Genomic DNA, 24,142 nt, shown 5'->3' with positions numbered 1-24,142 from the left:
TCTATATAGCGTTCGCAACCACTAAAGGCAATAATTTCATCGAGTTTGGCTGTAATTTCCTTTTTAGTCATTCCTAAAATGGCGCCATTCAAATAAATGTTTTCTCTACCCGTTAATTCAGGATTAAAACCTGTTCCTACTTCTAACAATGAAGCAATTCGTCCTCTACTTTTTATTACTCCTGTGGTTGGTGCCGTAACTTTTGATAAAATTTTTAACAACGTTGATTTTCCTGCGCCATTCTTGCCTATAATGCCCAATACTTCGCCTTGCTCTACTTCAAAATTAATATCTTGTAATGCCCATACATAATCACTCGTACCTTTGGTGCTTCTATCATTCACCTCGCCCACTTTCAAATAGGGGTCTTCTTTTCCGCGTATTTTATACCACCACCTATTCAAATCATGACTAATTGTTCCAGTTCCAACTGTTCCCAGTCGGTATTGCTTAGAGATATTTTCAGCTTTTAATATGATGTTTTTCATTTTTATTCGTGAGAAGTGAATAGTGAGGAGTGAATAGTGAAGAGATAAAGTATTAAGCTAAGTATTTTCTAACAATTCGAAACTCACTACTCACCTCTCACTTTTACTTTTAACTACTCACTTATTAATAATTACTTTTCTTTAATAAATAACTTCGTAATCCAACTATCAATTTCTTTACTTCATTTATTCTATTTTCAATGTCTTTGTTTTCAATCACATAATGTAAACGTACAGCTATCATATATTGTGTCTCAACTTCTGATAATGATCTTAAAGCAATATAAAGAAACTGTATAAACTCTTTATCGCTTTTTCTTGCAGCACCTTCAGCAATATTAGAAGGAACTGAAACCGAATCTCTTCTTATCTGATTAGTAAGACCGAACTTTTCATCATCAGGAAAAAACTTAGATAAAGCATAAATTTCTTCTACCAAATCCATACTTTTTTTCCAAGCATCTAAATCTTTATGATTCATCTTTTCTTTTACAAGTTTCTATTCACTTCTCACTATTCACTTCTCACTATTCACTTCTCACTATTCACTATTCACTAAAATCAAACCGTATCAATAAAACTCTTCTCTGTTCTGTTAAAAATTACCAGTCCAGCAAAAAAAACAAAAATTGTAACAGCAACCGTATATGCTAAACCACCAAATGAAATAGCACCTTCGTTTAGTAAAATATATCGAGAAGTTTCGATCACATAAGCTAAAGGATTATATTCTATTATCCACCCTAATGTTGGCAACTTTTCTTTTATTAAAGCCATAGGATACATTACTGCTGAAATGTACATAAGCAATTGAACTCCAAATGAAACCAAAAAACTTAAATCGCGATATTTTGTAACCATGGAAGAGATAATCATTCCTAAACCCAAACCCAACAAACCCATAATAACCACTAAAAAAGGTAAAAACAACCATTTGTATGACAAAGTGCTTTCCATACCATTAAGTACAAAATAAACATAAAACCCAATAAAAATTAAAAATTGAATCCCGAGTTTAACCAAATTGGTAATTACCGTTGCCATAGGCATAATTACTCTTGGAAAATATACTTTACCAAATATACTGGCATTTTTTTTAAACGTATCGGAAGTTTCGTTTAAACAAGCCGTAAAATAATTCCAAACAATAATACCTGCCAAATTAAACAAAAAGGGAGGAACGGAACCTGTTTGAATTCCTGCTACATTATTAAAAATAATCGTAAATGTTATAGCTGTAAACAATGGCTGAATAAAATACCACAGCGGCCCCAGAATGGTTTGTTTGTAAACGGTTACTATATCACGCTTTACAAACAAAATAAGCAAATCACGATAACGCCAAACTTCTTGTAAGTTTAATGAAAAATTAGACGTTTTGGGTTTTATTTCATAAAGCCAATCGTTTTGTTTTAATTCTGTATTGCTCATTGTTTTATTGCTGATGTTTCAAAATTAATTGTTTTTGGTTAACAAACAAATTATAAGCTGTTATGTTAACATTTTATTACTCTTCGTATGTGCTATTTTATAGTATATTTGTGTTAAAATTTTAAATTAATGTTTTCTATTTTTAAATCGAAACCTATTTTAGCTAGCTTACTTCCGAATAATTATGTAGATATTCACTCTCATGTTTTACCAGGAATTGATGATGGCGCAAAAGATATAAATGATACCGAATTTTTGCTTACCGAAATGACTAAACTTGGCTTTTCGAAAGTAATTGCAACGCCTCATACTATTAAAACGGTATGGAATAATACTACAAAAACTATAACTGCTGCAAAAGAATTAACGCATGATAAATTAAATAATTTAAGCGAAAAATTGCGTTTAAATGCGGCTTCTGAATATATGATGGATGATAGTTTTTTATCATTATTAAAAAATGAAAAATTACTTACCTTAAAAGACAATTATGTTTTAGTAGAAATGTCGTATTTAAATCCGCCCATTCAATTGTTTGACATATTGTTTGAATTGCAAGTAGAAGGTTACATTCCTGTTTTGGCACATCCTGAACGGTATAATTTTTATCATACCGATTTTAAACAATACGAAAAGTTAAAAAAAGCTGGGTGTTTGTTTCAAATGAACCTTTTATCGAGTACGGGTTACTATGGAAAAGGCGTTTTAGCAACTGCCGATAAACTTTTAGCAAACCATATGATTGATTATGTAGGTTCCGATATTCATCATAAAAACCACATTCAAGCTTTTCAAAATAAAGTGCAATTAAAAAGCATTGCTACTTTTACAGAAACAATGCTTAATAATTCATTTTTTAGTTAATATTTAACCCGCTGGGTGCAATTACTCCAAATCGTCAATTCGAGTAAAATTCTTTTAGAATTTTATATCGAGAATCGATTTGAAAGTAATTTTTCCTAGTTTTCGATACGATTTTCTATCAAAAATCACTCAAACTGACGGAAATAATTAGCTAATTTTAATTACAGCCAAAGGGGTAATATTTATTTTTTGAAATAACCTAACCATTTTTTCCAAAAAGGTACTTTTTCCGTTTCTCTTCCGTAGCCGTAACCATAACCATAGCCGTAACCATAACCATAGCCTTTTTTAGTATCGGAAGCGTTTAAGACAATTGTCATATTTGGAAGTTTTTTCTCGGTGTATAATTTTTGTGGTAGTTCTAGCATACGCTTATCCAGATAATTAGCTCTAGAAACATATACAAACGCATCGGCATATTTAGCAATAAGTAACGTATCGGTTACCAAACTTACTGGAGCAGTATCTACAATAATATAATCGTACATTTGAGCTAATTCTGCAAACATATCGTTTACTTTTTTACTCATTAATAATTCGGCTGGATTTGGCGGAATAACTCCTGCTACTAGAACATCTAACGTTTCTATTTCTTTCGATTTAACTATAAAATCTGTAATACTTTTTCCTGTTTTATCAGTTAAATAATGGGTAAGTCCTTTTTGTGGAAGGTTAAAATAATCGTCTAGTCTAGGATTACGAATATCTAACCCAATTAACAACGTTTTCTTTTCGGCTTTGGAAATTATAGTTGCCAAATTAACCGACACAAAAGTTTTTCCTTCTTTTGGGTAAGTTGATGTTAAAAATATAGTTTTGGCTTTGCCTTCGGGAACATCGTTAAGAACAAATTCTAAATTGGTTCTAATTATACGAAGTGCTTCGGCTGTTCCCGACCTATTTGACGATTCTAAAATTAAAGTTTCATTTTCTAACAACGGAATTTCTCCTAAAAATGGCACTGTAATAGTGTCTTCTATATCTTTTCTTGTTTTTATTTTGGTATCAAACAAATCAATTAAATATAAAATACCAAAAGGAATAAGTAGTCCTAATATAAGCGCACCTAAATAAACAATCATTTTTTTAGGCGAAATTGGTTTTGAACCCGCTTTTGCATCGTCAATTACTTTTGCATTTGGCGCTGTTACCGCTAAAGAAAGCTGTGTTTCTTCTCTTTTTTGAAGTAGGTATAAATAAAGCGCTTCTTTAATGTTTTGGCGTCTATTAAGATCTCTAAAACCTTTTTCTTGTGTAGGAATTTGTGATATTTTACCGCCTAATATTCCACTTTGTCTTTTTAAACTAGCAACTTCAATTTTTAGATTTGATTGCAACTGATTTAAACTAGAAGAAACGGTTTGTTTTAAAGCGTCTATTTGTTCGTTTAGTTTTTGAACTGTAACGTTTTTTGAACCCGCTGATGAATTTAGTAATTCATTTCGGCGTAAAACTAAATTGTTGTACTCGCTTATTTGTGATGATGCACCTTCTGAAGATGGAATAACGTTAGACGGAATTAAATCGGTAGAAGAACTTTTAAGATAGCTAGAAAGCGATTTTACTACTTCTAGTTGTATTTCGGTATCTAGAATTTTTTTAGATACATCGCTTGAATTGCTTAAGTAAATACCAGCTTCAGAGATAATATCGGTAACGCCATTTTCTTTTTTAAAAGTTTCAACATTTTGTTCTACTTCTCTTAACTCTTTGGAAATAATACCCAATCGTTGTTCTATAAATTTTGACGTGTTTTCGGAAATAAACTTTTTATCGTTTATAGCATCTTCGTTGTATTTTTTAATTAATGTGTTAATAATATCTTCGGCTTTTTCGGGAACCGGATTTACATACGAAATTTCGATAACACTTGTATATTTACTAAGGGTGGCAACCTTTAAATCTTTTTTTAAACTTTCAACAACTAACTCGGTTGGTTTATAAAATATTTGAATATTATAGTTTTTTTCTTTATTGAAAAATTCTGTTTTAAACAAAATTGCTTCTTGTTTTTCTTTGCCAATAGTAAAAGGTTTATTGTATGTAAAAGTTCCTATTTTAGAATCGTTTTTATCGAAAATGGTAAACGAAGTGTCGTTTTTATGTTCAACTCTAAATTGATTTTTAGTTTCTAAAAATTCGCTACTAGGCGATACAAACACTAATTTTAAAGGTTTTTCTTCATATACTTCAGAAGTAATAACGCGTCCTATACTGTAATACGTAAAATCTAATTCTAATTCTTTGCTTACTTCGTATAAAATTGCGCTTGATTTTAATACTTCTAACTCGTTATCTACATTGCTCGAAACGCCACCTAGTACGCCTAAATCTGAAAAAGCCGAAAGTTCCGACATCATACCGCCTTTTCTATCGTCTTTTACTAAAATTTTTGCAGTTGCTTGGTATTGCGGCACAGCATATCGTAAATACAAAAAGGCTAATAGTAAAGAAAGAAAAACACCTACTGCAAACCATTTCCAATTAAAAAGGTATTTAAAAACTTCTTCTTTTAAATTTAAATTATTTTCTTTTGTTTGTATATTAATTTCTTGTTGCATTTTATTATCGTAATGTTAGTGCAATAATCGTTACTATTAATGATAGTGCGGAAATACCCACTGTTAAATTAGGACCAATTACCGAAGAATTTACACGAGTTTGATTTGGTTCTACATAAACCACATCGTTCTGTTGCAAAAAGTAATACGGCGAGTTTACAAAATTAGATTTTGTTATGTCTATTTTATGGCTGGTTGTTTTTCCGTCTTCTTCTCTAATTAGCATAATATTTTTTCGATTTCCGTAAACGGTTAAATCGCCAGCTTTACCAAGAGCTTCTAGTAATGTTAAACGTTCACTATCTATAGATATTGCCCCTGGTCTGTTTACTTCGCCTAAAACGGTAACTTCATAATTAAGAATGCGAATATTAACAATAGGATTTTTTATATGATCTTTTAAGAGCTCTTTAATAAAAAGTACTGCTTGTGTTTTGGTTAAACCTGCCAGTTTTACACTGCCAATATTTGGAAAATCTATACTACCGTTTTTATCAATTATGTAGGTTTGCAATCTTCTTTGGTAAACACCCGTTTCAGAAGTTCCTTGCATGGTTACCGCTTCTAAATTATAAGCTTGTGAAGCTTCTGGATTGTCTGATGAAACAACAATTAATAAAATATCGTCTGGCTTAAGTTGGGTTTCATAATTATCTGTTGCCACCCTATTAATTTTATTTTGCAAATACAACATTTTATCTTTTGATGCGCAAGACGAAACTAACAACGTTAGTATTATAATACCCGTAATCTTTTTTAAGTGTTTTAACATAGTTTAATTAATTATCTAATATTTCAAATTCAGAATTTTTACTTACAAATTCTGGAACAATACGTTTCATAATACCTACTGCTTCGTTAATTTTAAATTGTTTAGATGTTTGTAATAATTCTTCTAATAAGTCTTGTATTTCTTTATTGCTATAATTGCTTTGCTCGGTAGCAATCATAATTTTTTGATGATGCGTTGGCAGTGTTTTAGCACTATCATTTAAAAGCTCTTCGTATAATTTTTCTCCAGGTCGTAAGCCTACAATTTTTATTGGAATTTCTACCTCAGGTACGTACCCTGCTAATTGTATCATTTTACGGGCTAAATCTATTATTTTTACAGGTTTACCCATATCGAAAATGTAAATTTCGCCTCCATTTCCCATTGCGCCAGCTTCTAAAACCAATTGGCACGCTTCGGGAATGGTCATAAAATACCGAATAATGTCGGGATGTGTTATGGTTATTGGGCCACCTTCTTCAATTTGTTTGGTAAACAATGGTACTACTGATCCGTTTGAGCCTAATACATTTCCAAAGCGAGTTGTTATAAACTTTGTCGTTTGTTCATTGCTAGCATTACCTTTAAAAAACAACGATTGCACATAAATTTCGGCAATTCGTTTACTTGCCCCCATAATGTTGCTAGGATTAACAGCTTTGTCTGTAGAAACCATTACAAAACGTTCTACATTATGCTGTAATGCTAAATCGGCCAAACATTTAGTACCTTTAACATTGGTCATAATTGCTTGATACGGATTTTCTTCCATAAGTGGTACATGCTTATAGGCAGCTGCATGGTACACAACATTAGGCTTATATGTGGTAAAAATATGGTGCAATAAAAGTTCGTCTCTTATATCGGCAATTAACGATATTATTTCTGTATCTGAAGCTTTTTTTGCAAGTTCTAAAACGATATTATGTAAAGGTGTTTCAGCCTGATCGACCAACACTAATTTTGCGGGTTTATATTTTAAAACCTGTGTTACAATCTCGCTACCTATTGAACCAGCCGCGCCTGTAACCAATAATACTTTATCTTTAATTTGAATTTCGATATTTTTATTATCGAGCTCTATAGGTAAGCGTTCTAATAAATCTTTTATTTCGAATTTTTTTATTCGTTTCGATAAGTGTTTTTTATTGCTCCAATCGTTAAGTTCTGGAACCGTTAAAATTTTGTAATCGAAGCGTAAACATTCTTCTACAATTTTTAGTTTTTCTTCGTTAGAAATATCTTCATTTAGCAATATAATAGCCTCTGCTTTTAATACTCTTAAAAGTGGCGGTATGCTATTTTTTACTTTAAAAATTGGAATACCTAATAAATCTTTATTGTGATTTTTTGCTTTAGAAATATCTACAAAGCCTACTAACTTGTATTTTTGAGGATTTTGAATATTTAGTGAATTAGCTAAAGCTACTGCATTTTGACTCGTTCCTAAAATAACAACTTTTTGAATGTTTTTTTCTTTGCTTTTGCTCAAATAATTATCGAAAGTAAATTTAACCGCTACTCGAAATAAAAACAACAAAACAAACGACGTGATAAAATAAATTATTAACGTAGGTAATAAATATATTTTACTACCATAAAGAGCATAACTAGCAAAATTTATAACTACTAATGTTAGAAATGACAAAAAAGTAGCTACTAAAATTCTAATCGCATCTACAAATGTAGTAAACCTAATAATACCTGCATAAGTTCTAAATATGAAAAAGAATATAAGATTTATGCAAATTATTAATCCGTATCTAAATTCTATTGGATAAGCTTCGTTGAATTTATTAGTAAGATTTGAAACAATAAAAAATGTAAGAAAACTAGCTAGCAGTAGTATAAAAATATCTATACACACAACAATCCAACGAGGTAAGTAACTTAAATTACTAAACCTTTTTTGTATGAAATTACTTGATATTATTTTAGTTATGTAGCTACTTTTCAATTGGAAAAAAATTTACACAACACAGCCAATAACTTATGTGCTATATTGTGCTGCAAAATTAACACATTTTTTCGTTACTTTGATTTTTATTACTGAAATTAAAAATTTAGCAACGCATCTTTAATTCTGGATTTTTCTTCTTGCGATAAATTTGAACCCGAAGGTAAGCATAATCCTTTTTGGAATAATGTTTCTGCTACTCTATTGCCATAATAAGGGTATTGCTCAAAAACAGGTTGTAAGTGCATTGGTTTCCATAGCGGTCGTGATTCAATGTTTTCTTTTTCTAAAGCTAATCGAAGTTTTTCTCGATTTTCGTATGAATCTAAAATAATAGCCGATAACCAGTGATTTGAAAAATAATTGGTATTTGGTTCTGAAAAAAGTGTAATTGTTGTATTTTTGAATAGCTCTGCGTAAAATTGATTCATTTCTCGGCGTAAGGCAATATGCTTTGTTAACACTTCCATTTGTCCGCGACCAATTCCTGCGCAAATATTACTCATTCGATAATTATAGCCAATTTCAGAGTGTTGATAATGCGGTGCGTTATCGCGAGCTTGTGTCGCTAAAAAAACTGTTTTACTTTTATCTTCTTCCGAATGACAAACCAATGCGCCACCACCAGAAGTTGTGATAATTTTATTTCCATTAAACGATAAAACGCCATATTTTCCAAAAGTTCCGCAAAATTTACCTTTATAAGTTGCACCTAAAGCCTCGGCAGCATCTTCTACTACAGGAATTTCATATTGATTGGCAATTCTTAAAATTTCATCCATTTTGGCAGGCATTCCGTATAAATGCACTACAATAATGGCTTTTGATTTTTTACCCTTAGAAATTCTATCTTTAATAGCTTCTTCTAATGCTACTGGGCACATATTCCAAGTATCGGGTTCACTATCAATAAAAACAGGTGTAGCACCCTGATATACTATTGGGTTTGCTGAAGCCGAAAACGTCATGCTTTGGCAAATAACCTCATCGCCTGCTTTTACACCTAATTGAATAAGTGCCAAATGCAATGCAGCTGTACCCGAACTTAATGCAGCAACTTGTACATTTTGTTGTAAGAAAACTTCTAAATCTTCCTCAAAACCCGTAACATTTGGTCCTAGAGGTGCTACCCAATTGGAATCGAATGCTTGGTGTATATACTTTAATTCGGTACCACCCATGTGTGGTGATGACAGCCATATTTTTGATTTACTCATAAAAAACTTTTTATCGTTTTGAAAATAATTTTACAATCTAAAAAAAAACTTCTGTTGTAATAATAGTCTAAATTTAATTGTACTTTATCTGGAAAAATGATGTCGTCGTTATACTGTAACGGATTTTCTTTTTGGTTTAGCAATTCTTCTTCGTTAGCATATTTAATACTTGCCTCACTGGTTAAACCGGGTTTCAACTCCAAAATTTTGCGATTTTCGCCCTCTAATGTATCATAATATCCTGAAATATCTGGGCGTGGTCCAACAAAACTCATTTCTCCTTTCAAAATATTAAACAATTGTGGTAACTCGTCTATTTTATATTTTCGAAGAAAAGTTCCCCATTTCGATATTTTTCCTGTTTCATTATTTATGGTTCTCAATTTATAAATGGTAAATGGTTTACCAAACTGTCCAATTCTTTTTTGTAGGAAAAATCCGTTTGATTTAACATCAAGACACGTTATAACCCAAATAAATAATAAAGGTATAACCAATATTAAAATTAGGAGTATTGAAAAAGTAAAGTCGAAAATACGTTTTACTTTCATAATTTTTGATCTGAATATTTAATAATCTTAGCAGGATTACCCACAACTACAGCATAATCTGGCACATCATTTAGAACCACTGCACCTGCACCAATAATAGACCACTTACCAATTTTTATACCTGGAATAACCGAAGCACCAATTCCTATATGAGCACCTTCTTCTACAGTAACGTGACCCGCCAATGAAGCATTTGGTGAAACATGTACAAAATCTGATAGAATACAATCGTGTTCAACCACTGCTCCCGAGTTGATTATTGCATGCTTTCCTATTTGAGTAGCTGCATTGATTACTGCATTTGCCATCACTACTGTACCCTCATCAATAAATGAAAAAGATGAAACTGAAGCTTTTGGGTGAATAGCAATACCATAATTTGTATTAATTTGAGATGAAATTTTTTTACGAATTGCATTATCACCTATTGAAATAATTATTTTTAAATCATCAAACGATATTATTTGGTTGGTATGAATAACTGGAATATTGAGGACTTGAGTAACCTTAGGATTATCATCAATAAATGCTTCAATAATATCTATCTGTTGAGATAAAACAATATCTGCAATTACTTTTCCATGTCCGCTTGCTCCAAATAAATACATATCAATTTCCTTTAAAAACTTCCGCAGTTGCTTGCCCTTCTTGAGAAATTCCTTCTCTTACGAAAACTTTTTTAATTGTCAAAAGTACAATTTTCGTATCTAACGCAAAAGAACAATTTTGAACATACCAAATATCATACTCAAATTTTTGTTGCCATGAAATTGCATTTCTGCCATTTACCTGTGCCCAACCTGTAATGCCTGGACGAAGGTTGTGTCGTTTTTTTTGATCAGCATTATACAAAGGAAGATATTGCACAAGTAAAGGACGTGGCCCCACCAAACTCATATCTCCTTTTATCACATTCAATAACTGAGGAATTTCATCTAAAGAACTTTTGCGAACGAATTTACCAATAGCTGTCAATCGATCTGCATCGGGTAATAAATTCCCTTCTTTATCTTTTTTATCGTTCATGGTTTTGAACTTGATAATTTTAAACAATTTTTCATTTAACCCTGGACGTATTTGAAAGAAAAATGGTTTTCCGTTGTTGGCAATAAAAAGTCCGATGGCTACCAAAATAAAAATTGGACTCAAAAGGGTAAATCCGAATAAGGATAAAATAAAATCGAGTATTCTTTTAAAAAATGATTTATACATTGTATATATTTTTCTTTAATAGTAGTTGATATTCTTTTAATAGCGCTTGCCAAACTATGTTTTGTTCATAGCTTTTTAGAATCATCGGTCTTGCCTTATCTTTCAGTTGGTTATAAAATTCTGCATTATAAATCATTCTTATCATCGCTTCTTGAATCGCTTTATCATTTTTAACAGGTATGATAGTTCCATTTTCTCCTTCAACAACAATTTCATTGCAACCATTTATATTGCTTACAATACATGGTAATCCCATTGCACCAGCCTGCATTACAACATTTGGAAATCCTTCACGATAGCTAGGAAAGACTAAACAATTACTTATTGCAAAATATGGTCTTACATCATTTTGATAACCAACATTAATAATATTAGGGTTTTCTTTTATCTGTTGAACTGTTTCTGACATAAGCGGATCTAATTCAGGCTCAAAAGGACCAATCAAAAGTAGTTTGGAATTTGAAGTTTGAATATTAGAAAATGCGGTTACTAATTCATTTATTCCTTTATCTTTTACTAAACGACCCACAAAGATGAAAACAAAGTCATTCTGATTTATTCCGAGTTGAAATTTTAGATTATTTTTTTCTGATTCACTTAAAATGGTAGGATTAAAGTGATTTGTATTAATTCCATTTGAGCTTCCATTACCAATTATTTTTAGCTTAGATGGCTTACAAAACTTTTCTTTTATAATAAAATCTTCTAAACCTTTAGAATTGGGATATATTTTTGTTGCGAAGTAGTAAGTTAGTTTCTCTACGAAATTCAAAACTTTCCTCTTTGCTCCAGTTGTTTCCATCAATGGCAATCCTGCAACAGTATGTAATCTTATGGGAACTCCAGCTAATTTTGAAGCAATCATACCCACCAAACCCGCTTTTGGTGTATGGGTATGAACCATCTCAGGTTTCTCTTTGCTAAGAAAATGGTAAAGCTTAATAATTGCACGTAGATCTGAAAAAGGCGTAATTGCTCTAGTCATTTCAACGTGGTAATTTTTTACGCCATATTTTTTTGCAACCCTCTCTAACTCTATTTTATCCGCAGAAATTGCCGTAACCTCAAAATGTTGATTCATAAAACGTAGTTGCTCTCCTAATAATTTATCAAGAGAAAGTGGAACGGTGGTAATGCGGATGAGTTTTGGTTCTTTCATTACAGAAGTAAATGCTTTATATTGTTTTTTACAACTCTAAATTTACCACTATTTTCAACATCAATATCGGTGACATACTCAATTATTAGCTCCATTTTAAGACCAACCCTATCTTTCCAATTTTTAATTAATAAATTTTCTTGATCTTTAGAATATAGATCTTTATCTACTACTATATTAAATCGCAAGGCATTTAGTTCATTTTGTACCACTTGAAACTTAATGATACCTTTGACATCCTTTATAGAATTCGCAATATTTATGATATTAATTTTACCGTTTTCAGGAGAATAAATGTAGTCATCAACTCTTCCTAAAATCTCTTTAACCAAAGGATTATGGTTGCCACAATTACAAGTTTTATCAGATTCTTCTAATATAATTTGATCTCCTATATCATAACGAATTAATGGAGTTCCTTCTGTAGTAAAACTAGTAATAACCAATCTACCTGACTGTGCAGTATTGTTATTTTCATCTAATACTTCAAACACACCGCTTTGTAATTCGAGATGTAATTTAGCATTTTTGCATTCAAAAATAAATGGAGCACCTTCTGATGAAGCATATTGATTGTATACTTTTGCTTTAAAAAAAGCTTCAATTACTTTTCTCATCTCAAAAGATATTGTCTCTGCGGTAGGAAAAATAGCTTTTACAACATCTTTAGGGAAAGACAAGTTGTGTCTTAATCCGTATTTTGCAATTTCATTCATTGTGGAAGGGAATCCCACAACATATTATGGCTGATACAGTATTAAATTACTTATATAAAACCCTAAGTATTCATCCTTAATATGAAAAGTTGAATAATATCGAACATTATGATAAATATCTGTTTTCCAAAATCTATTTCTTTTAATATCTCTATCTGTGAGTAAACCTTTACCCGAAAACCATGCTGTTTTTTTTCCTAACTCGTAACCAAAACGAGATCGAAAATCATCTAAAAAAGCAAAACGTTCCTGCATATTACTATACGTAAACTTTACCTGTAATGACTTACCCGTAGTTCCTCCAGTTTTACTTATTTCAAATTTATCTTTGGTTTTAATAATAATATCATTAATATTTGATCTTACTTCTTCCTTATTGATAATGGGTAAATTTTGAATCAACGCCAAATCGTCAACATTTTTGATATTTTTATATTTTTCTCTGTAGAATTTAGAATTAGCAATACTATTCTTTATAAAGCTTTTATAACGTTTATTTTGAACATTCTGTAACTCAACAAAAGACAAACTTCGGTTTTTTAAAAGTGTATTTCTCCATTCATGATAACTACCTCCGTATCGTTTTTTATATGCAATTACATTAAAAATAGTTATTAATAAGTTTTGAAAAAAATGAGGAGATAGTTTATAAATTTTTTCTTTCATATGTTTTTTATTATTTTTTTAATTTAGTAGCATATTTTTATATTTTTCATATATTATTTCAACATCATAATCCTGACTTCTATTTCTACTCGCCAAGCTAAGTTTATTATAAAGTTGTTGATTTGAGAGAAGATAGTCTATTGCTTTTGATAATGCTAAATCATCATTTACATTAACTAATATACCATATTTTGCTACATAATACTCCCCATAAATTATATCTACAGAACAGTTATCGTTAAGTATTTCTAAAGGACCTGAATTACAATTAGTTGCTATTATGGGTAACCCATATGACATGCCTTCCAAAATAACGTTTGGGAATCCTTCTGAATTTGAGGTAAGTAATAAAACTTTACTTCTTTTTATATATTCAAAAACATTACTTACATTTCCTTCAAAACTAAAATTTAGTTTAGTAGCTAAATCTTTGATTTCAGGAAGAAGCACACCATCTCCTAAAACTGTAACTTTCGGTTTGCTTTTGCAAATTTCAGCCTTAACTAAAAGATTCGGATTTTTTATTTGATATAATTTACCTATCCAAATTATATCAATATTCTTTGAATTAAAGAATTTATCTCGTCATTATTATTTACCTTTATAGGGTTATATATCACTTTCATTGGAATAGTAACTCCAAAATTTTGTTTTAAATCATTATTAATATATATAGAGTTAGAAAAAAGCAAGTCAGCTTTATTATAATATTTAGGTAAAAGAATTTTATACAACCAATATCTGATAGAATTTGATTTATAAGCAATTGAAGGAAAACATCTCTCACTAATTATTATTCTTGTATTACAGCTATTAATAAAAGTATTTAGTAAATTCGGGCGAGTAAGAAATGAAATTGATATGTCGGGCTTTGTTCTATTAAGTATTTTTTTATAGGTAAAAAAGAACTTGAAAGGTGATAATACTTTATTTAAAAATGAATCTTTCTTCTTTTTTGAGAGTAAATAAACATTCACTTCTTTAGGAATAGCAAAATGTCTTACATCATTGAATAATATTAAATTTACATTAAAATTTTTTATTAATAAAGGAAGAATAAGATATAACGTTTTTTCCGTTCCCCCAGAACCCATTGAAATTGCAACAATGTTTATATTTTTTTTATCCACCAAGTTAATTTATAATCCTTTTTATTATTTTTCTATAGTTATAAAAATAATATCTCGTGTAATAATCAACAGTTAACTTTGTTGTGCTTCTTGAACTAGGATAATCAGATATTTTTATTTGGAATTTTCAATAAACAACTCTAACGAATACAACCAAATTAACTTTATCTTCAAAGTAATAGCTATTAACTATTGTTTGAGTTTAATTAAATCCAACTTGCTTAATCTTCTTTTTGAACAAAGATTACTTTTATAACAATATTTTTATTTTATTAACTTTTCAATTTCCTTATATAAATTATCTCTAATAATAGCCCCACCATCATAGTCTTATTTTTATATTCATCTGGCTTTCCTTTTTATTAGGAAATATCAATCCTGTTCTAGCCCAAGGAATGAGTTCTGAACAAAATTTTTAAGTAAATCATAATAAATATCATCAGTACGGATTTCGGGATCTAGGAGCACATAAAACCAAAAACCTCAGGAGAACTAAACATTTGATAAACTGGTATTTCTTTATTGATAACATTCATACAAGGATTTAACATCTTCCTCATATAATGTAATTGATAATCTTGTTCTAATTGTTGATAATTTTTCGTTTGTGGAAACTTTTCATGGTAATATTTAATATCTTTTAAGCAATCTGTAAGAACTGAATTATATATTTTTGAATTAAATAAAATAGTACTTTTATTGATTTTATTTTCAAATGGTTTTAAGTTTTTTACTTTTACGCCTGAATATTCACCTCTACCTATACTGTCTCCAAAACTACCTGCTAACACACAATCTAGGTATTTATTTTCAAGTATTTTGGGCATTGCGTGAAGATGAATTGGGGAAAATTCACATCCAGTATTAATAGTATATTCAATATTTTCACGCACTTGATCTACGTCAATTTCTAAATGTTGCCATTTCCAATTATAAAGTTGAGCAATTTTTTTTGCATAAATAACATCTCTAGAATCTAAAGTTCCCCAAGTAAAAGCATAAACATTAATGTTTGCAAAACATTTTTCAGATTGTAGTTTAGACAAAACAGCCGCTACAACTCTACTATCCATTCCTCCAGTTAACAAAATACCCACATTGCTTTTCCCAGTTATATAATTAGACAACTCATTTTGTAATCTACAATATAATTCACTATATATGTAATCTTTGGAAAGTAATTGTTCTTTATGATTGGGGACATCAAAAAAACTCCATCCTGAATTGCTTTTATTTGGTTTTGCCATCCAAGGTGTTTTATATATATCCGAAATTAAAGTTCTATCACCTAGAGTAAATCCAAACTTTAAAATCTGAGATACAGAGTTAATATCTAACATCCTTTCTGAATAGTCAAGTATATTAGAAAATTCAGTTTCTATTTTTAGATTACCGTTAATTTTTACATAATAAGGGTTAAAAAAACCAAGACTATTAAAGTTATCAAAAGAGTTACTCATATTAAAAGCTTTAAGAATGTTGTAGGAAGGTTACAACTTTATAAATTTAAGAAAAAAATCGTCTAAAAGACCAATATATTTTATATACACCAGCATAATAGTATTGTTAAAAAGCTACTCTTTGTTTCGGTTTTCTTTATAAAGATCTAAAAACGATTTTGCAACATTTGAGATATCATAAGATGATATGTCTGGGCAAGTTAATTGCTCATCATATTTCTCCTCTAAAAAATTAACAAATGATTTTTTGTTACTAAAACTGGAGTCTATTTCAAGTATTGGTCTTCTCATTAAGCTATAATCAATAAGTTTACTAGGACTTTGTACTGCATAATCATTTTTAATATTAATTAAGAAATCAACTTTTGATAATTCATAAATTAATTTATCTCTTGGTATAAATCAATACTTCTATTTCCTTTTAGAGGCTGAATAAATTTTTCAAAAAAAGAAAAAGACTTTGTATAAACTATAAACTTTGAAATTAAATTTTGACTTTCTAAATACTCTAAAAAATTAGTAATATCTCTACCGTTTTTAATCAAATTGCCAGCATAAGCGAAAGTTGGAATATCATTCTTTTTATACTCTCCAACTTTTACATTTTTAAAATCAAAACCTTGGGGAATTACCACTATTTTGTCATGAAACTCTTTATAATAGCCATCTTTAGCTTCTAAAATTGGAACTGATATTTTATCCTTTTCTACACCATTTTTCAAGCCATCCAAAATAGTGGCACCATAAGGGTTTTTCATATATGGATCACCACCAGTCAGCTACCCAAAATTTGTAATTAGTAGAATTGACAAAGAAGCACCCCAATGTATTGAATGAGGTGCTGCAATTGTAATCAAATAATCCATCTTACCTGCTTTTTATTGCCTTTATAACTTTAGGAATTAATATAATCATAGGGTATGCAAAAAACCTATTCGAAATTTTCTTAAAAATATTCTTTCCGATTTCTAAATCGACTTTTCCTAAGTTTTTTTAAAAATAACTCCTAATTTCTTTTTCATAAGAATCATCAATCAAAGTCATTCTCTTCCATACAGTATATAATGTTACATTATGGCCTAGCCGAACTAGTTCTTTTGCTAGCTCAGTAGTACGAAAAGAACGTGGTGAAATTATTGGAAACATTCCATGGGAAACAATTACAATTTTTAATTTTCTCGTAACAAACTAAATAATGATTAATAAGGTATATAGGACTGAATATAAAAAATTCGAATTCTACAACATTCCCAATATATTTTATTTGAAAATAAAAAAATAATGAATATGAAAGCAGAAAAAATAGTAGCCATTGTAAATACTTTTCCGTGGGTTTCCATACCGCTAAAAATATATACATAATGATTGGCAAAGACAATAAGATGAATCTCCCACCTAATGAAGGAACTGCCATTGAAAAGTTAACAAATGTCATCCAAACTATAAGAAATAGATAAAGATTATAAACATTTGAATATTTTTTTATTTCTTCTCTATTCTTGTTAAATATTAAAAGGCTACCATTCACAGCAAAACTTTGAAGAAAAACGAAAAATCTAACGAACCAAGGTTTACTTTCATTAATATTAGCTATAATTTCTTCGTCAGTGTAAAGGTTGATCGTTCTAGAAAGAAAGGCTGGCAGTACATTTCCTGCAATTTTTTTAGAAGATCTTCAGCAAAAATTGAAAGGAAAAACTAAATATAAATGCCAAGCTAAAAAATTACTTTTTGTACGAAAAAAGTAAGCTATAATAATTATCGTTACAAATATAAAATATGCTACATGAATAAAAGGAGTTAAAATAGCTAACAAAATATTTTGGCTTGTTTTTAGAAAAATTTGAAAAATACAATATACTGCCAACCATGCTGCTGTCCAAAATCTTACACCATTAATATTAAAAATGCCATTACTCATAATATAAAAGCAATTAAGGAACAATACAAAGAACCATTTTCAAAATTAGAATGACTTGTTAAAAAACGTAATGATTTTAGCATATATAAAAAACCAAAAATAAAAGCTAAAACCGCAACATATAGTGATAATTACTTGTAAAACGTGTGAAACTATGTAGGATACTGTTGTAATATAAAAGTCTTTTCTCCTTCATCAAAAGCAAAATAACCAGTTACTAATTCGTTAAAATCATTTGAAGACTTAGCTGCGCTTCGATCAAATCTTAACCGATAAACAGCACCATCACCTGTAAATTCAGAAGTTCTACCAGAAGGAACAGTGAAGCAAATACCAAAAAGAACAGCAAACAGCATAAAAACTTTATAAGAAGATTCACTTTTTAAGTCTCTCAACGATACGAACAATCCAAAAAGAGGATTAATTATAAAGAAAAAATACTTTATTATTGCATTTTGCTTATTTACTAATTTTGTACTCATACTTTTAGATATCTTTTTTATAAAAAAACTATTTCTTACTGTATTTAATAAAAGGTTGCTCAATATATTTATAAGTGATGGAAGACAATAACAGTGTCCCAAAAATAGTGAGTAGTAGTAACGTAATTAAACTATTAATATGGAAGTAATCTTTCCAAATATGAATAAAAAATATGTGAAAAATGTATATTGAAAATGAAATATCTCCCAGATAAATCAACACCTTTACAATTCTATTTTTAAAATAGTTACTATGGTATCTTTCAAATTGAGTTACTATAGCAAAAAATATTGAACAAACAATTAATGATACAATTCCATTTCTAACTTGACTAATCATCACAAGAGTTACTAGTAAACTTGTTATAAAGATAATATTATATATTTTTTTATGCCTTAATATTGGTAATTTATTCTTTACGAATAATTCACTTATTAAACAGCCTGAGAAAAAAAACAAAAAGAACAATTTACACAAATATCATGTGAAATAAAGGTATATTATCGTTCTCGTTAATAATGTATTTGTAAAATAAATTGCTGCCTTAAGAAAATAACTGGTATAATAATAAAAATCTTCCTTTTCGAAGATCTTGTGATTAAAACAAAGAAGAATAGTGTGTAAAAAAACATTTCAAATACTGTAGACCATGCTACCCCTAAAATTAAACTATCGTACCCAATTGATTTATCCCACGGAAACATTAGTATATTCTTTAAAAAACTTTTTAAAGAATAATCAAATGAATAGGTTCCCACATCAAAAATTACGTAAAGAAACAATGCAAAAATGTATAAGGGAAAGATTCTAAAAATTCTTTTCTTGGCATAAATATTTGGTTTTTGATATTTTCTTTTGTAGTTAAAAAAATTAAAAATCCACTTAAGATAAAAAAAATGTCAACACCGAATTGACCCGATAGATAATAATCACCAAACGGTTTGAAATTACTTATCTGAAAAACATGTGTTAGAAGTACTTGAAGAGCAGCAAAGGCTCGTAAAATTTGTAATGAATTTAATTTCATTATTAATTTATTAACTTGTTATTACATTTCATTATAAAATTTTAAAATATTTTATAACTATATTTTGATTGTACGCTCTATAAAAATTAGCTACTACTTTAGCATTTAACTTATTAATTATTGGCTATACTTTCTAAATAATTTATCTTAAATATTGGAGCCGTTAGTAGTAAAAGTAAAAAATAGGCTATTGCAGATAAAATTACTTTTACTACTATTTGAGTGAATTCAAAATAATTTAGTATATAACTTACAATTAACATTACTAAACTTGAATGAACAATAAGAAGTAATAACTCAATTTTAATTGGAAAAATATCAGAAAACTTTACTTTAGCAGTAATGAACACAATTACTTACATATATCATTATAGATTGTAAAAATGTACTTGCAAAAGCAATCAAGAAATGGATTCATAAAAACTTTAACTAAAATGAAGTTTAAAATCCATATTAAAACAGCTTAAAAAACACGTGAATTCTAGCATAAAGTTTTGTTTTCCCATTGAAAAAACAATGGTGCAAATATTACTATATTCAAAAAGTTAACTACAAGATTAATTTTAAAATAAATTCCTGAATTACTGTATTTTGCAGTGTATAATATTACCATAATGTTTTGGGCATTTGCGATAAAAAAAACAACTAAAGGATAAATTATTATTGCTGATTTTACAATAGCGTTATTCCATACTTTTAAAATACTAGATACACTATCTTTATCATAAAACATCTTAGAAAAAAGAGGCATCATAACAGTCGAAGTCGCACCTGTAATCATAACAACAAAAGGCAATTCCATAAATCCATTAGCATATTCTGCAAATATTTCTGCTCCAAAATATCGACTAATATAGAATTGATTAGCTGATTTGAAAGCAATTCCTGCTAAACTTGCAAAAACCAGAGGTAAACTATATGAAAAAATCTCTTTATACGATAATTTTGTTTTTGAAATGCTTGCTATTTTAACAAAAGGAATATTTTTAAAGTAAATTGCAATGAGCAATGTAATTAAAGATGTAATACTCCAACCAAAAATTGCCATTAAATAACCACCATCAAACAAAATAACTGGAACAACAATTCCTAACAATTGTAAAAATCTTGTAATAACATTATATTTAGCAATATATTTCGTTTTTTTATACGAAGCAAAAATCCCTTCGATACCCAAAGTTGGCAAAAGCAAAAATGGTATAGGTGAAAAATATTTGAGACCAATTGAAAGCTCTTGATTACTAAGTAAATTAGCTATTTGATCTGAAAAAAAATATAAGAAAAGAGAGAAAAAAAGACCTAGTAGCAATAATAAATTAGTAACCCTGTTAACTATACTTTTTCCTTCATTAATTTCGTGTCTTGGTAAAAAATACTGAAAAATTCTAGGTAATCCTGCACTAAAAACAACTAACAATGTATTATAAACATATAGTATTTGACGATATGTTCCATAGTCTTCTTTAGATAAAAAACGTGACAATAAAGCAGCACTTAATATACTAACAAAAAACGCGCTAAAACTACCTAATAAAACCCAAAAAGCTTGCGTAGTATTACTATTATCATTATTCATTTATTGTTTTTATTACTTTACAAGGATTTCCAACTGCAACTGAATTTTTAGGAATATCTTTTACAACTACTGAACCTGCCCCTATAATCACATTATCTCCAATATTAACGCTTGGTAAAATAACACAATTTGCTCCAATCCAAACATTTTTTCCAATTTTTATAGGTAAACACAATTCATGTTTTTGGTAATCCGTTTTTGAATGATTAGCACTAATAAAACAACAATTGTATGACCAAATTGTACCCTCTCCAATTTCAATTCCATTAATTGCTTGATAGTAACATCCACCGGACGTAGCGAAATGAAAATATGAACCAGTTTTATCATTTCCTAATACTTTTATCCTTTCAGGATTATTTACCCTAGACGTATAATGAATAAGTAAATCTCCTTTATTAATCCTAAAAATGTACTTATAAAATATATTTAAGAAAAAAGTACCTGCTCCAGTTGAAAAATATTTCCTGTCAATAGTCTTTCTTACGAACGGAATAAAGTAAAAGAATAAAGCAATTTTTTTCATTTAATAATTAATAATGTATTCAAATACTATTCAGGTTACAATAAAACTTTATGAAAAATTATTTAAAATAACTTGAATAATTCTTTCTGCCGAATGTCCATCCCATAATTCTGGGATTCCTCCTTTTTTCCAGTTTCCTGCAAATAATTTTTCTAAAGCAGGCTTTATATCTTGTGGGTTAGTTCCAATCAACTCATTTGTTCCAACAGTAATAGTTTCAGGTCTTTCTGTATTGTCTCGAAGGGTAATACAAGGCACTCCCATTACTGTAGTTTCTTCTGTTATTCCACCTGAGTCGGTTATAACTGCCATAGCATTCTTTACTAAATAGTTAAATTCTAAATAACCTAACGGATTAATTATAAATAAATTATTAGCTTTAATACCTAGCGCTTCAAATATTTTTGCAGTTCTTGGGTGCATTGGAAAAATGATAGGCAAAGATTGAACATTATCTACAATCTCGTGCATTGTGCTTTTTAGTTTTTCTGCTGCATCAACATTTGCTGGCCTATGCATAGTTAATACAATATACTCTTTTTCTTGCAACTTTTTCTGTTCAAATATTTGAGGTTTTGAAAGCTTCTTAAAATTTGCTAAAAGTGTATCAATCATTACATTTCCAACAAAAAAGATTTTCTCTTCCTTAACACCGCTATTTCGCAAATTTTGATTGGCAACCTCTGATGTTGTAAAGAAATAATCTGTTAGAGAGTCTGTAACAATCCTATTGATTTCTTCAGGCATAGTCATATCTCCACTTCTAATCCCTGCTTCAACATGTGCAACTTTAGTGTTTAATTTTTTTGCCACAATGCTACATGCCATTGTAGAGGTAACATCCCCTACAACTAAAACTAAATCTGTTGGATTGCTTAATAATTCCTTTTCAAAAGCAATCATAATAGCTGCTGTTTGCTCTGCTTGCGTTCCACCTCCACATTCTAAATTTGTATCAGGATGTGGAATATTAAGTTCATTGAAAAATGTTTCACTCATAGCATGGTCGTAATGCTGACCTGTATGTACTAGCCTATAATTTATATTTTTACTCTCTTTTTGAGCATTAAGTATTGTATGTATTATAGGTGCAATTTTCATAAAATTTGGTCTTGCCCCTGCTACTAAAGTAATTTTCATATATCTTTTTTTACAAACTACTATCACTTAAGGTTAAAACACCTTTTACATCATAGACTATTGCATTATCTTTCTTGAAAAAATCTAATTCTAATTCTAAAAACTCTTTATGTGCTACACCTAAGACTATGGCGTCAAATTTAGTTTTTGGTAATTCTGTAGTACTCGCAATATTGTATTCGTGCTTTACTTCTTGTGTATTTGCCCAAGGGTCATAAGTAGTTACTTTTACACCATAATCTTCCAAAGCAGTAATAACATCGACTATTTTAGTATTACGAACATCTGGGCAGTTTTCTTTAAAAGTTATGCCTAACATTAAAATTTCGGCACCATTTACATTGATTCCCTTTTTAATCATAGTTTTAATAACTTGTGAGGCAACATATTCGCCCATAGAATCGTTTAAGCGTCTTCCTGCTAAAATAATTTCAGGATGATACCCTTTTTCTTGTGCTTTTTGCGCTAAATAATACGGATCAACACCTATACAATGTCCGCCCACTAAACCTGGCTTAAAAGGAAGAAAATTCCACTTAGTACCAGCAGCTTCTAATACCGCGTGGGTATCAATATCCATTAAATTGAAAATCTTAGCTAACTCGTTTACAAAAGCAATATTGATATCGCGTTGTGAATTTTCAATAACTTTTGCTGCTTCGGCAACTTTAATAGTTGGCGCTAAATGCGTACCTGCTGTAATAACACTTTTGTATAAGGCATCTACTTTTTTTCCAATTTCAGGAGTTGAACCCGAAGTTACTTTTAATATTTTTTCAACCGTATGTTCTTTATCACCTGGATTAATTCTTTCAGGTGAATAACCCGCAAAGAAATCTACATTAAATTTTAACCCCGATGTTTTCTCAACTACCGGAATACAATCTTCTTCTGTAGCCCCTGGATAAACTGTTGATTCATAAATAATTATATCTCCTTTACTAATCACTTTACCCACCGTTTCACTAGCTTTGTACAAAGGTGTTAAATCAGGACGATTATTCTTATCGACAGGTGTAGGAACAGTAACAATATAATAATCACATTCTTTTATATCTTCCAATTGATTAGAATTGTACAACCCTATTTCATTGGAATTGGATATTTTTAAAACCGATTGTAATACATTATTTTCAACCTCCAATGTAGAATCTACACCTGAGTTTAATTCGTTTATACGACTTTCGTTAATATCAAAACCAACTACAGCATATTTTGTAGCAAAGAGTCTTGCCAAAGGCAAACCCACATAACCTAAACCTATTATTGCAATTTTCATTTTTTT

General features: G+C 29.6%; 25 protein-coding genes. 1 reads left to right on the top strand and 24 read right to left on the bottom strand.

Annotation, left to right across the window (positions count from 1 at the left end; translation table 11 throughout):
* The 3 genes from R2808_RS09435 to R2808_RS09425 form a co-directional block, all read right to left on the bottom strand.
* On the bottom strand, positions 1 to 488 hold a 488-nt coding region (locus R2808_RS09435; RefSeq protein ID WP_371270729.1), incomplete at its 3' end, for an ABC transporter ATP-binding protein.
* 124 nt (positions 489 to 612) lie between these two features.
* Positions 613 to 969 (bottom strand): four helix bundle protein, encoded by a 357-nt coding sequence (locus R2808_RS09430; RefSeq protein ID WP_371270728.1) that lies wholly within the window; start codon positions 967 to 969, stop codon positions 613 to 615.
* A gap of 80 nt (positions 970 to 1,049) precedes the next feature.
* Positions 1,050 to 1,919, bottom strand: a complete 870-nt coding sequence (locus R2808_RS09425) for an ABC transporter permease (protein ID WP_371270727.1) — start codon at positions 1,917 to 1,919, stop codon at positions 1,050 to 1,052.
* A 129-nt stretch (positions 1,920 to 2,048) separates the two neighbouring features.
* On the opposite strand from R2808_RS09425, the gene R2808_RS09420 reads away from it, so the two are divergent.
* Positions 2,049 to 2,783, top strand: coding sequence for a tyrosine-protein phosphatase (locus tag R2808_RS09420; RefSeq protein WP_371270726.1), 735 nt, complete (start codon positions 2,049 to 2,051; stop codon positions 2,781 to 2,783).
* 182 nt (positions 2,784 to 2,965) lie between these two features.
* On the opposite strand, the gene R2808_RS09415 is transcribed toward R2808_RS09420, so the two are convergent.
* The 21 genes from R2808_RS09415 to R2808_RS09315 all read right to left on the bottom strand — a co-directional run bounded on the left by R2808_RS09415 (position 2,966) and on the right by R2808_RS09315 (position 24,136).
* Positions 2,966 to 5,344 carry a GumC family protein gene (locus tag R2808_RS09415; protein WP_371270725.1) on the bottom strand — a complete coding sequence of 793 codons (2,379 nt, stop codon included), beginning with the start codon at positions 5,342 to 5,344 and terminating at the stop codon, positions 2,966 to 2,968.
* Positions 5,345 to 5,348: 4 nt separating this feature from the next.
* The gene (locus R2808_RS09410; RefSeq protein ID WP_371270724.1) at positions 5,349 to 6,116 is read right to left on the bottom strand and encodes a polysaccharide biosynthesis/export family protein; all 768 of its coding nucleotides are present in this window, start codon (positions 6,114 to 6,116) and stop codon (positions 5,349 to 5,351) included.
* Between the two features lie 7 nt (positions 6,117 to 6,123).
* Positions 6,124 to 8,073, bottom strand: coding sequence for a polysaccharide biosynthesis protein (locus R2808_RS09405; protein ID WP_371270723.1), 1,950 nt, complete (start codon positions 8,071 to 8,073; stop codon positions 6,124 to 6,126).
* A gap of 98 nt (positions 8,074 to 8,171) precedes the next feature.
* Positions 8,172 to 9,290, bottom strand: a complete 1,119-nt coding sequence (locus R2808_RS09400) for a DegT/DnrJ/EryC1/StrS family aminotransferase (RefSeq protein WP_371270722.1) — start codon at positions 9,288 to 9,290, stop codon at positions 8,172 to 8,174.
* Positions 9,287 to 9,841 carry a sugar transferase gene (locus tag R2808_RS09395; RefSeq protein ID WP_371270721.1) on the bottom strand — a complete coding sequence of 185 codons (555 nt, stop codon included), beginning with the start codon at positions 9,839 to 9,841 and terminating at the stop codon, positions 9,287 to 9,289. The genes R2808_RS09400 and R2808_RS09395 overlap by 4 nt, the downstream gene beginning before the upstream one ends.
* Positions 9,838 to 10,449 (bottom strand): acetyltransferase, encoded by a 612-nt coding sequence (locus R2808_RS09390; RefSeq protein ID WP_371270720.1) that lies wholly within the window; start codon positions 10,447 to 10,449, stop codon positions 9,838 to 9,840. The genes R2808_RS09395 and R2808_RS09390 overlap by 4 nt, the downstream gene beginning before the upstream one ends.
* A 1-nt stretch (position 10,450) precedes the next feature.
* On the bottom strand, positions 10,451 to 11,053 hold the full coding sequence (locus R2808_RS09385) for a sugar transferase (protein ID WP_371270719.1): 603 nt from the start codon (positions 11,051 to 11,053) through the stop codon (positions 10,451 to 10,453).
* A complete protein-coding gene (locus R2808_RS09380; protein ID WP_371270718.1) occupies positions 11,046 to 12,212 on the bottom strand; it encodes a glycosyltransferase family 4 protein in 1,167 nt (388 codons plus the stop codon). Before R2808_RS09380 ends, R2808_RS09385 begins: the two co-directional genes overlap by 8 nt.
* Positions 12,212 to 12,928 carry a hypothetical protein gene (locus R2808_RS09375; RefSeq protein ID WP_371270717.1) on the bottom strand — a complete coding sequence of 239 codons (717 nt, stop codon included), beginning with the start codon at positions 12,926 to 12,928 and terminating at the stop codon, positions 12,212 to 12,214. The genes R2808_RS09380 and R2808_RS09375 overlap by 1 nt, the downstream gene beginning before the upstream one ends.
* 24 nt (positions 12,929 to 12,952) lie before the next feature.
* A complete protein-coding gene (locus R2808_RS09370; RefSeq protein ID WP_371270715.1) occupies positions 12,953 to 13,594 on the bottom strand; it encodes a hypothetical protein in 642 nt (213 codons plus the stop codon).
* An 18-nt stretch (positions 13,595 to 13,612) separates the two neighbouring features.
* Positions 13,613 to 14,119, bottom strand: a complete 507-nt coding sequence (locus R2808_RS09365) for a glycosyltransferase (RefSeq protein WP_371270731.1) — start codon at positions 14,117 to 14,119, stop codon at positions 13,613 to 13,615.
* A 23-nt stretch (positions 14,120 to 14,142) separates the two neighbouring features.
* A complete protein-coding gene (locus R2808_RS09360; RefSeq protein ID WP_371270714.1) occupies positions 14,143 to 14,724 on the bottom strand; it encodes a glycosyltransferase in 582 nt (193 codons plus the stop codon).
* A gap of 458 nt (positions 14,725 to 15,182) precedes the next feature.
* Complete coding sequence (locus tag R2808_RS09355; protein WP_371270713.1) at positions 15,183 to 16,184, bottom strand: asparagine synthase-related protein; 1,002 nt, start codon at positions 16,182 to 16,184, stop codon at positions 15,183 to 15,185.
* Between the two features lie 380 nt (positions 16,185 to 16,564).
* Positions 16,565 to 16,942: a hypothetical protein gene (locus tag R2808_RS09350; RefSeq protein ID WP_371270712.1), complete on the bottom strand. Its 378-nt coding sequence runs from the start codon at positions 16,940 to 16,942 to the stop codon at positions 16,565 to 16,567.
* Between the two features lie 1,315 nt (positions 16,943 to 18,257).
* Positions 18,258 to 18,587 (bottom strand): hypothetical protein, encoded by a 330-nt coding sequence (locus tag R2808_RS09345; protein ID WP_371270711.1) that lies wholly within the window; start codon positions 18,585 to 18,587, stop codon positions 18,258 to 18,260.
* 28 nt (positions 18,588 to 18,615) lie between these two features.
* Positions 18,616 to 19,047 (bottom strand): acyltransferase family protein, encoded by a 432-nt coding sequence (locus R2808_RS09340; protein WP_371270710.1) that lies wholly within the window; start codon positions 19,045 to 19,047, stop codon positions 18,616 to 18,618.
* A gap of 307 nt (positions 19,048 to 19,354) precedes the next feature.
* Positions 19,355 to 19,615, bottom strand: a complete 261-nt coding sequence (locus tag R2808_RS09335; protein ID WP_371270709.1) for an acyltransferase family protein — start codon at positions 19,613 to 19,615, stop codon at positions 19,355 to 19,357.
* A 481-nt stretch (positions 19,616 to 20,096) separates the two neighbouring features.
* A complete protein-coding gene (locus R2808_RS09330) occupies positions 20,097 to 21,191 on the bottom strand; it encodes an oligosaccharide flippase family protein (RefSeq protein WP_371270708.1) in 1,095 nt (364 codons plus the stop codon).
* Positions 21,184 to 21,717 carry a DapH/DapD/GlmU-related protein gene (locus tag R2808_RS09325; RefSeq protein ID WP_371270707.1) on the bottom strand — a complete coding sequence of 178 codons (534 nt, stop codon included), beginning with the start codon at positions 21,715 to 21,717 and terminating at the stop codon, positions 21,184 to 21,186. Before R2808_RS09325 ends, R2808_RS09330 begins: the two co-directional genes overlap by 8 nt.
* A gap of 48 nt (positions 21,718 to 21,765) precedes the next feature.
* Complete coding sequence (wecB, locus tag R2808_RS09320; protein WP_371270706.1) at positions 21,766 to 22,857, bottom strand: non-hydrolyzing UDP-N-acetylglucosamine 2-epimerase; 1,092 nt, start codon at positions 22,855 to 22,857, stop codon at positions 21,766 to 21,768.
* A 10-nt stretch (positions 22,858 to 22,867) separates the two neighbouring features.
* Entirely contained in the window at positions 22,868 to 24,136 is a 1,269-nt protein-coding gene (locus R2808_RS09315; RefSeq protein WP_371270705.1) for a nucleotide sugar dehydrogenase, read from the bottom strand.
* Positions 24,137 to 24,142 lie beyond the last annotated feature (6 nt).

It is taken from the genome of Flavobacterium sp., assembly GCF_041392005.1.
Classification (GTDB): Bacteria; Bacteroidota; Bacteroidia; order Flavobacteriales; family Flavobacteriaceae; genus Flavobacterium.
The sequence above is the reverse complement of the archived record's forward strand: the minus strand, read 5'-3'. Positions and strand labels throughout refer to the sequence as shown.

Bases quoted from the DNA above. Each gene is read 5' to 3' on its own strand.
- R2808_RS09430 (WP_371270728.1), bottom strand. From the start codon at position 969: ATGAATCATAAAGATTTAGATGCTTGGAAAAAAAGTATGGATTTGGTA.
- R2808_RS09425 (WP_371270727.1), bottom strand. From the start codon at position 1,919: ATGAGCAATACAGAATTAAAACAAAACGATTGGCTTTATGAAATAAAA.
- R2808_RS09420 (WP_371270726.1), top strand. From the start codon at position 2,049: ATGTTTTCTATTTTTAAATCGAAACCTATTTTAGCTAGCTTACTTCCG.
- R2808_RS09415 (WP_371270725.1), bottom strand. From the start codon at position 5,344: ATGCAACAAGAAATTAATATACAAACAAAAGAAAATAATTTAAATTTA.
- R2808_RS09410 (WP_371270724.1), bottom strand. From the start codon at position 6,116: ATGTTAAAACACTTAAAAAAGATTACGGGTATTATAATACTAACGTTG.
- R2808_RS09400 (WP_371270722.1), bottom strand. From the start codon at position 9,290: ATGAGTAAATCAAAAATATGGCTGTCATCACCACACATGGGTGGTACC.
- R2808_RS09395 (WP_371270721.1), bottom strand. From the start codon at position 9,841: ATGAAAGTAAAACGTATTTTCGACTTTACTTTTTCAATACTCCTAATT.
- R2808_RS09390 (WP_371270720.1), bottom strand. From the start codon at position 10,449: ATGTATTTATTTGGAGCAAGCGGACATGGAAAAGTAATTGCAGATATT.
- R2808_RS09385 (WP_371270719.1), bottom strand. From the start codon at position 11,053: ATGTATAAATCATTTTTTAAAAGAATACTCGATTTTATTTTATCCTTA.
- R2808_RS09380 (WP_371270718.1), bottom strand. From the start codon at position 12,212: ATGAAAGAACCAAAACTCATCCGCATTACCACCGTTCCACTTTCTCTT.
- R2808_RS09375 (WP_371270717.1), bottom strand. From the start codon at position 12,928: ATGAATGAAATTGCAAAATACGGATTAAGACACAACTTGTCTTTCCCT.
- R2808_RS09370 (WP_371270715.1), bottom strand. From the start codon at position 13,594: ATGAAAGAAAAAATTTATAAACTATCTCCTCATTTTTTTCAAAACTTA.
- R2808_RS09355 (WP_371270713.1), bottom strand. From the start codon at position 16,184: ATGAGTAACTCTTTTGATAACTTTAATAGTCTTGGTTTTTTTAACCCT.
- R2808_RS09350 (WP_371270712.1), bottom strand. From the start codon at position 16,942: ATGAAAAACCCTTATGGTGCCACTATTTTGGATGGCTTGAAAAATGGT.
- R2808_RS09345 (WP_371270711.1), bottom strand. From the start codon at position 18,587: ATGAGTACAAAATTAGTAAATAAGCAAAATGCAATAATAAAGTATTTT.
- R2808_RS09335 (WP_371270709.1), bottom strand. From the start codon at position 19,615: ATGAAATTAAATTCATTACAAATTTTACGAGCCTTTGCTGCTCTTCAA.
- R2808_RS09330 (WP_371270708.1), bottom strand. From the start codon at position 21,191: ATGAATAATGATAATAGTAATACTACGCAAGCTTTTTGGGTTTTATTA.
- R2808_RS09325 (WP_371270707.1), bottom strand. From the start codon at position 21,717: ATGAAAAAAATTGCTTTATTCTTTTACTTTATTCCGTTCGTAAGAAAG.
- wecB (WP_371270706.1), bottom strand. From the start codon at position 22,857: ATGAAAATTACTTTAGTAGCAGGGGCAAGACCAAATTTTATGAAAATT.
- R2808_RS09315 (WP_371270705.1), bottom strand. From the start codon at position 24,136: ATGAAAATTGCAATAATAGGTTTAGGTTATGTGGGTTTGCCTTTGGCA.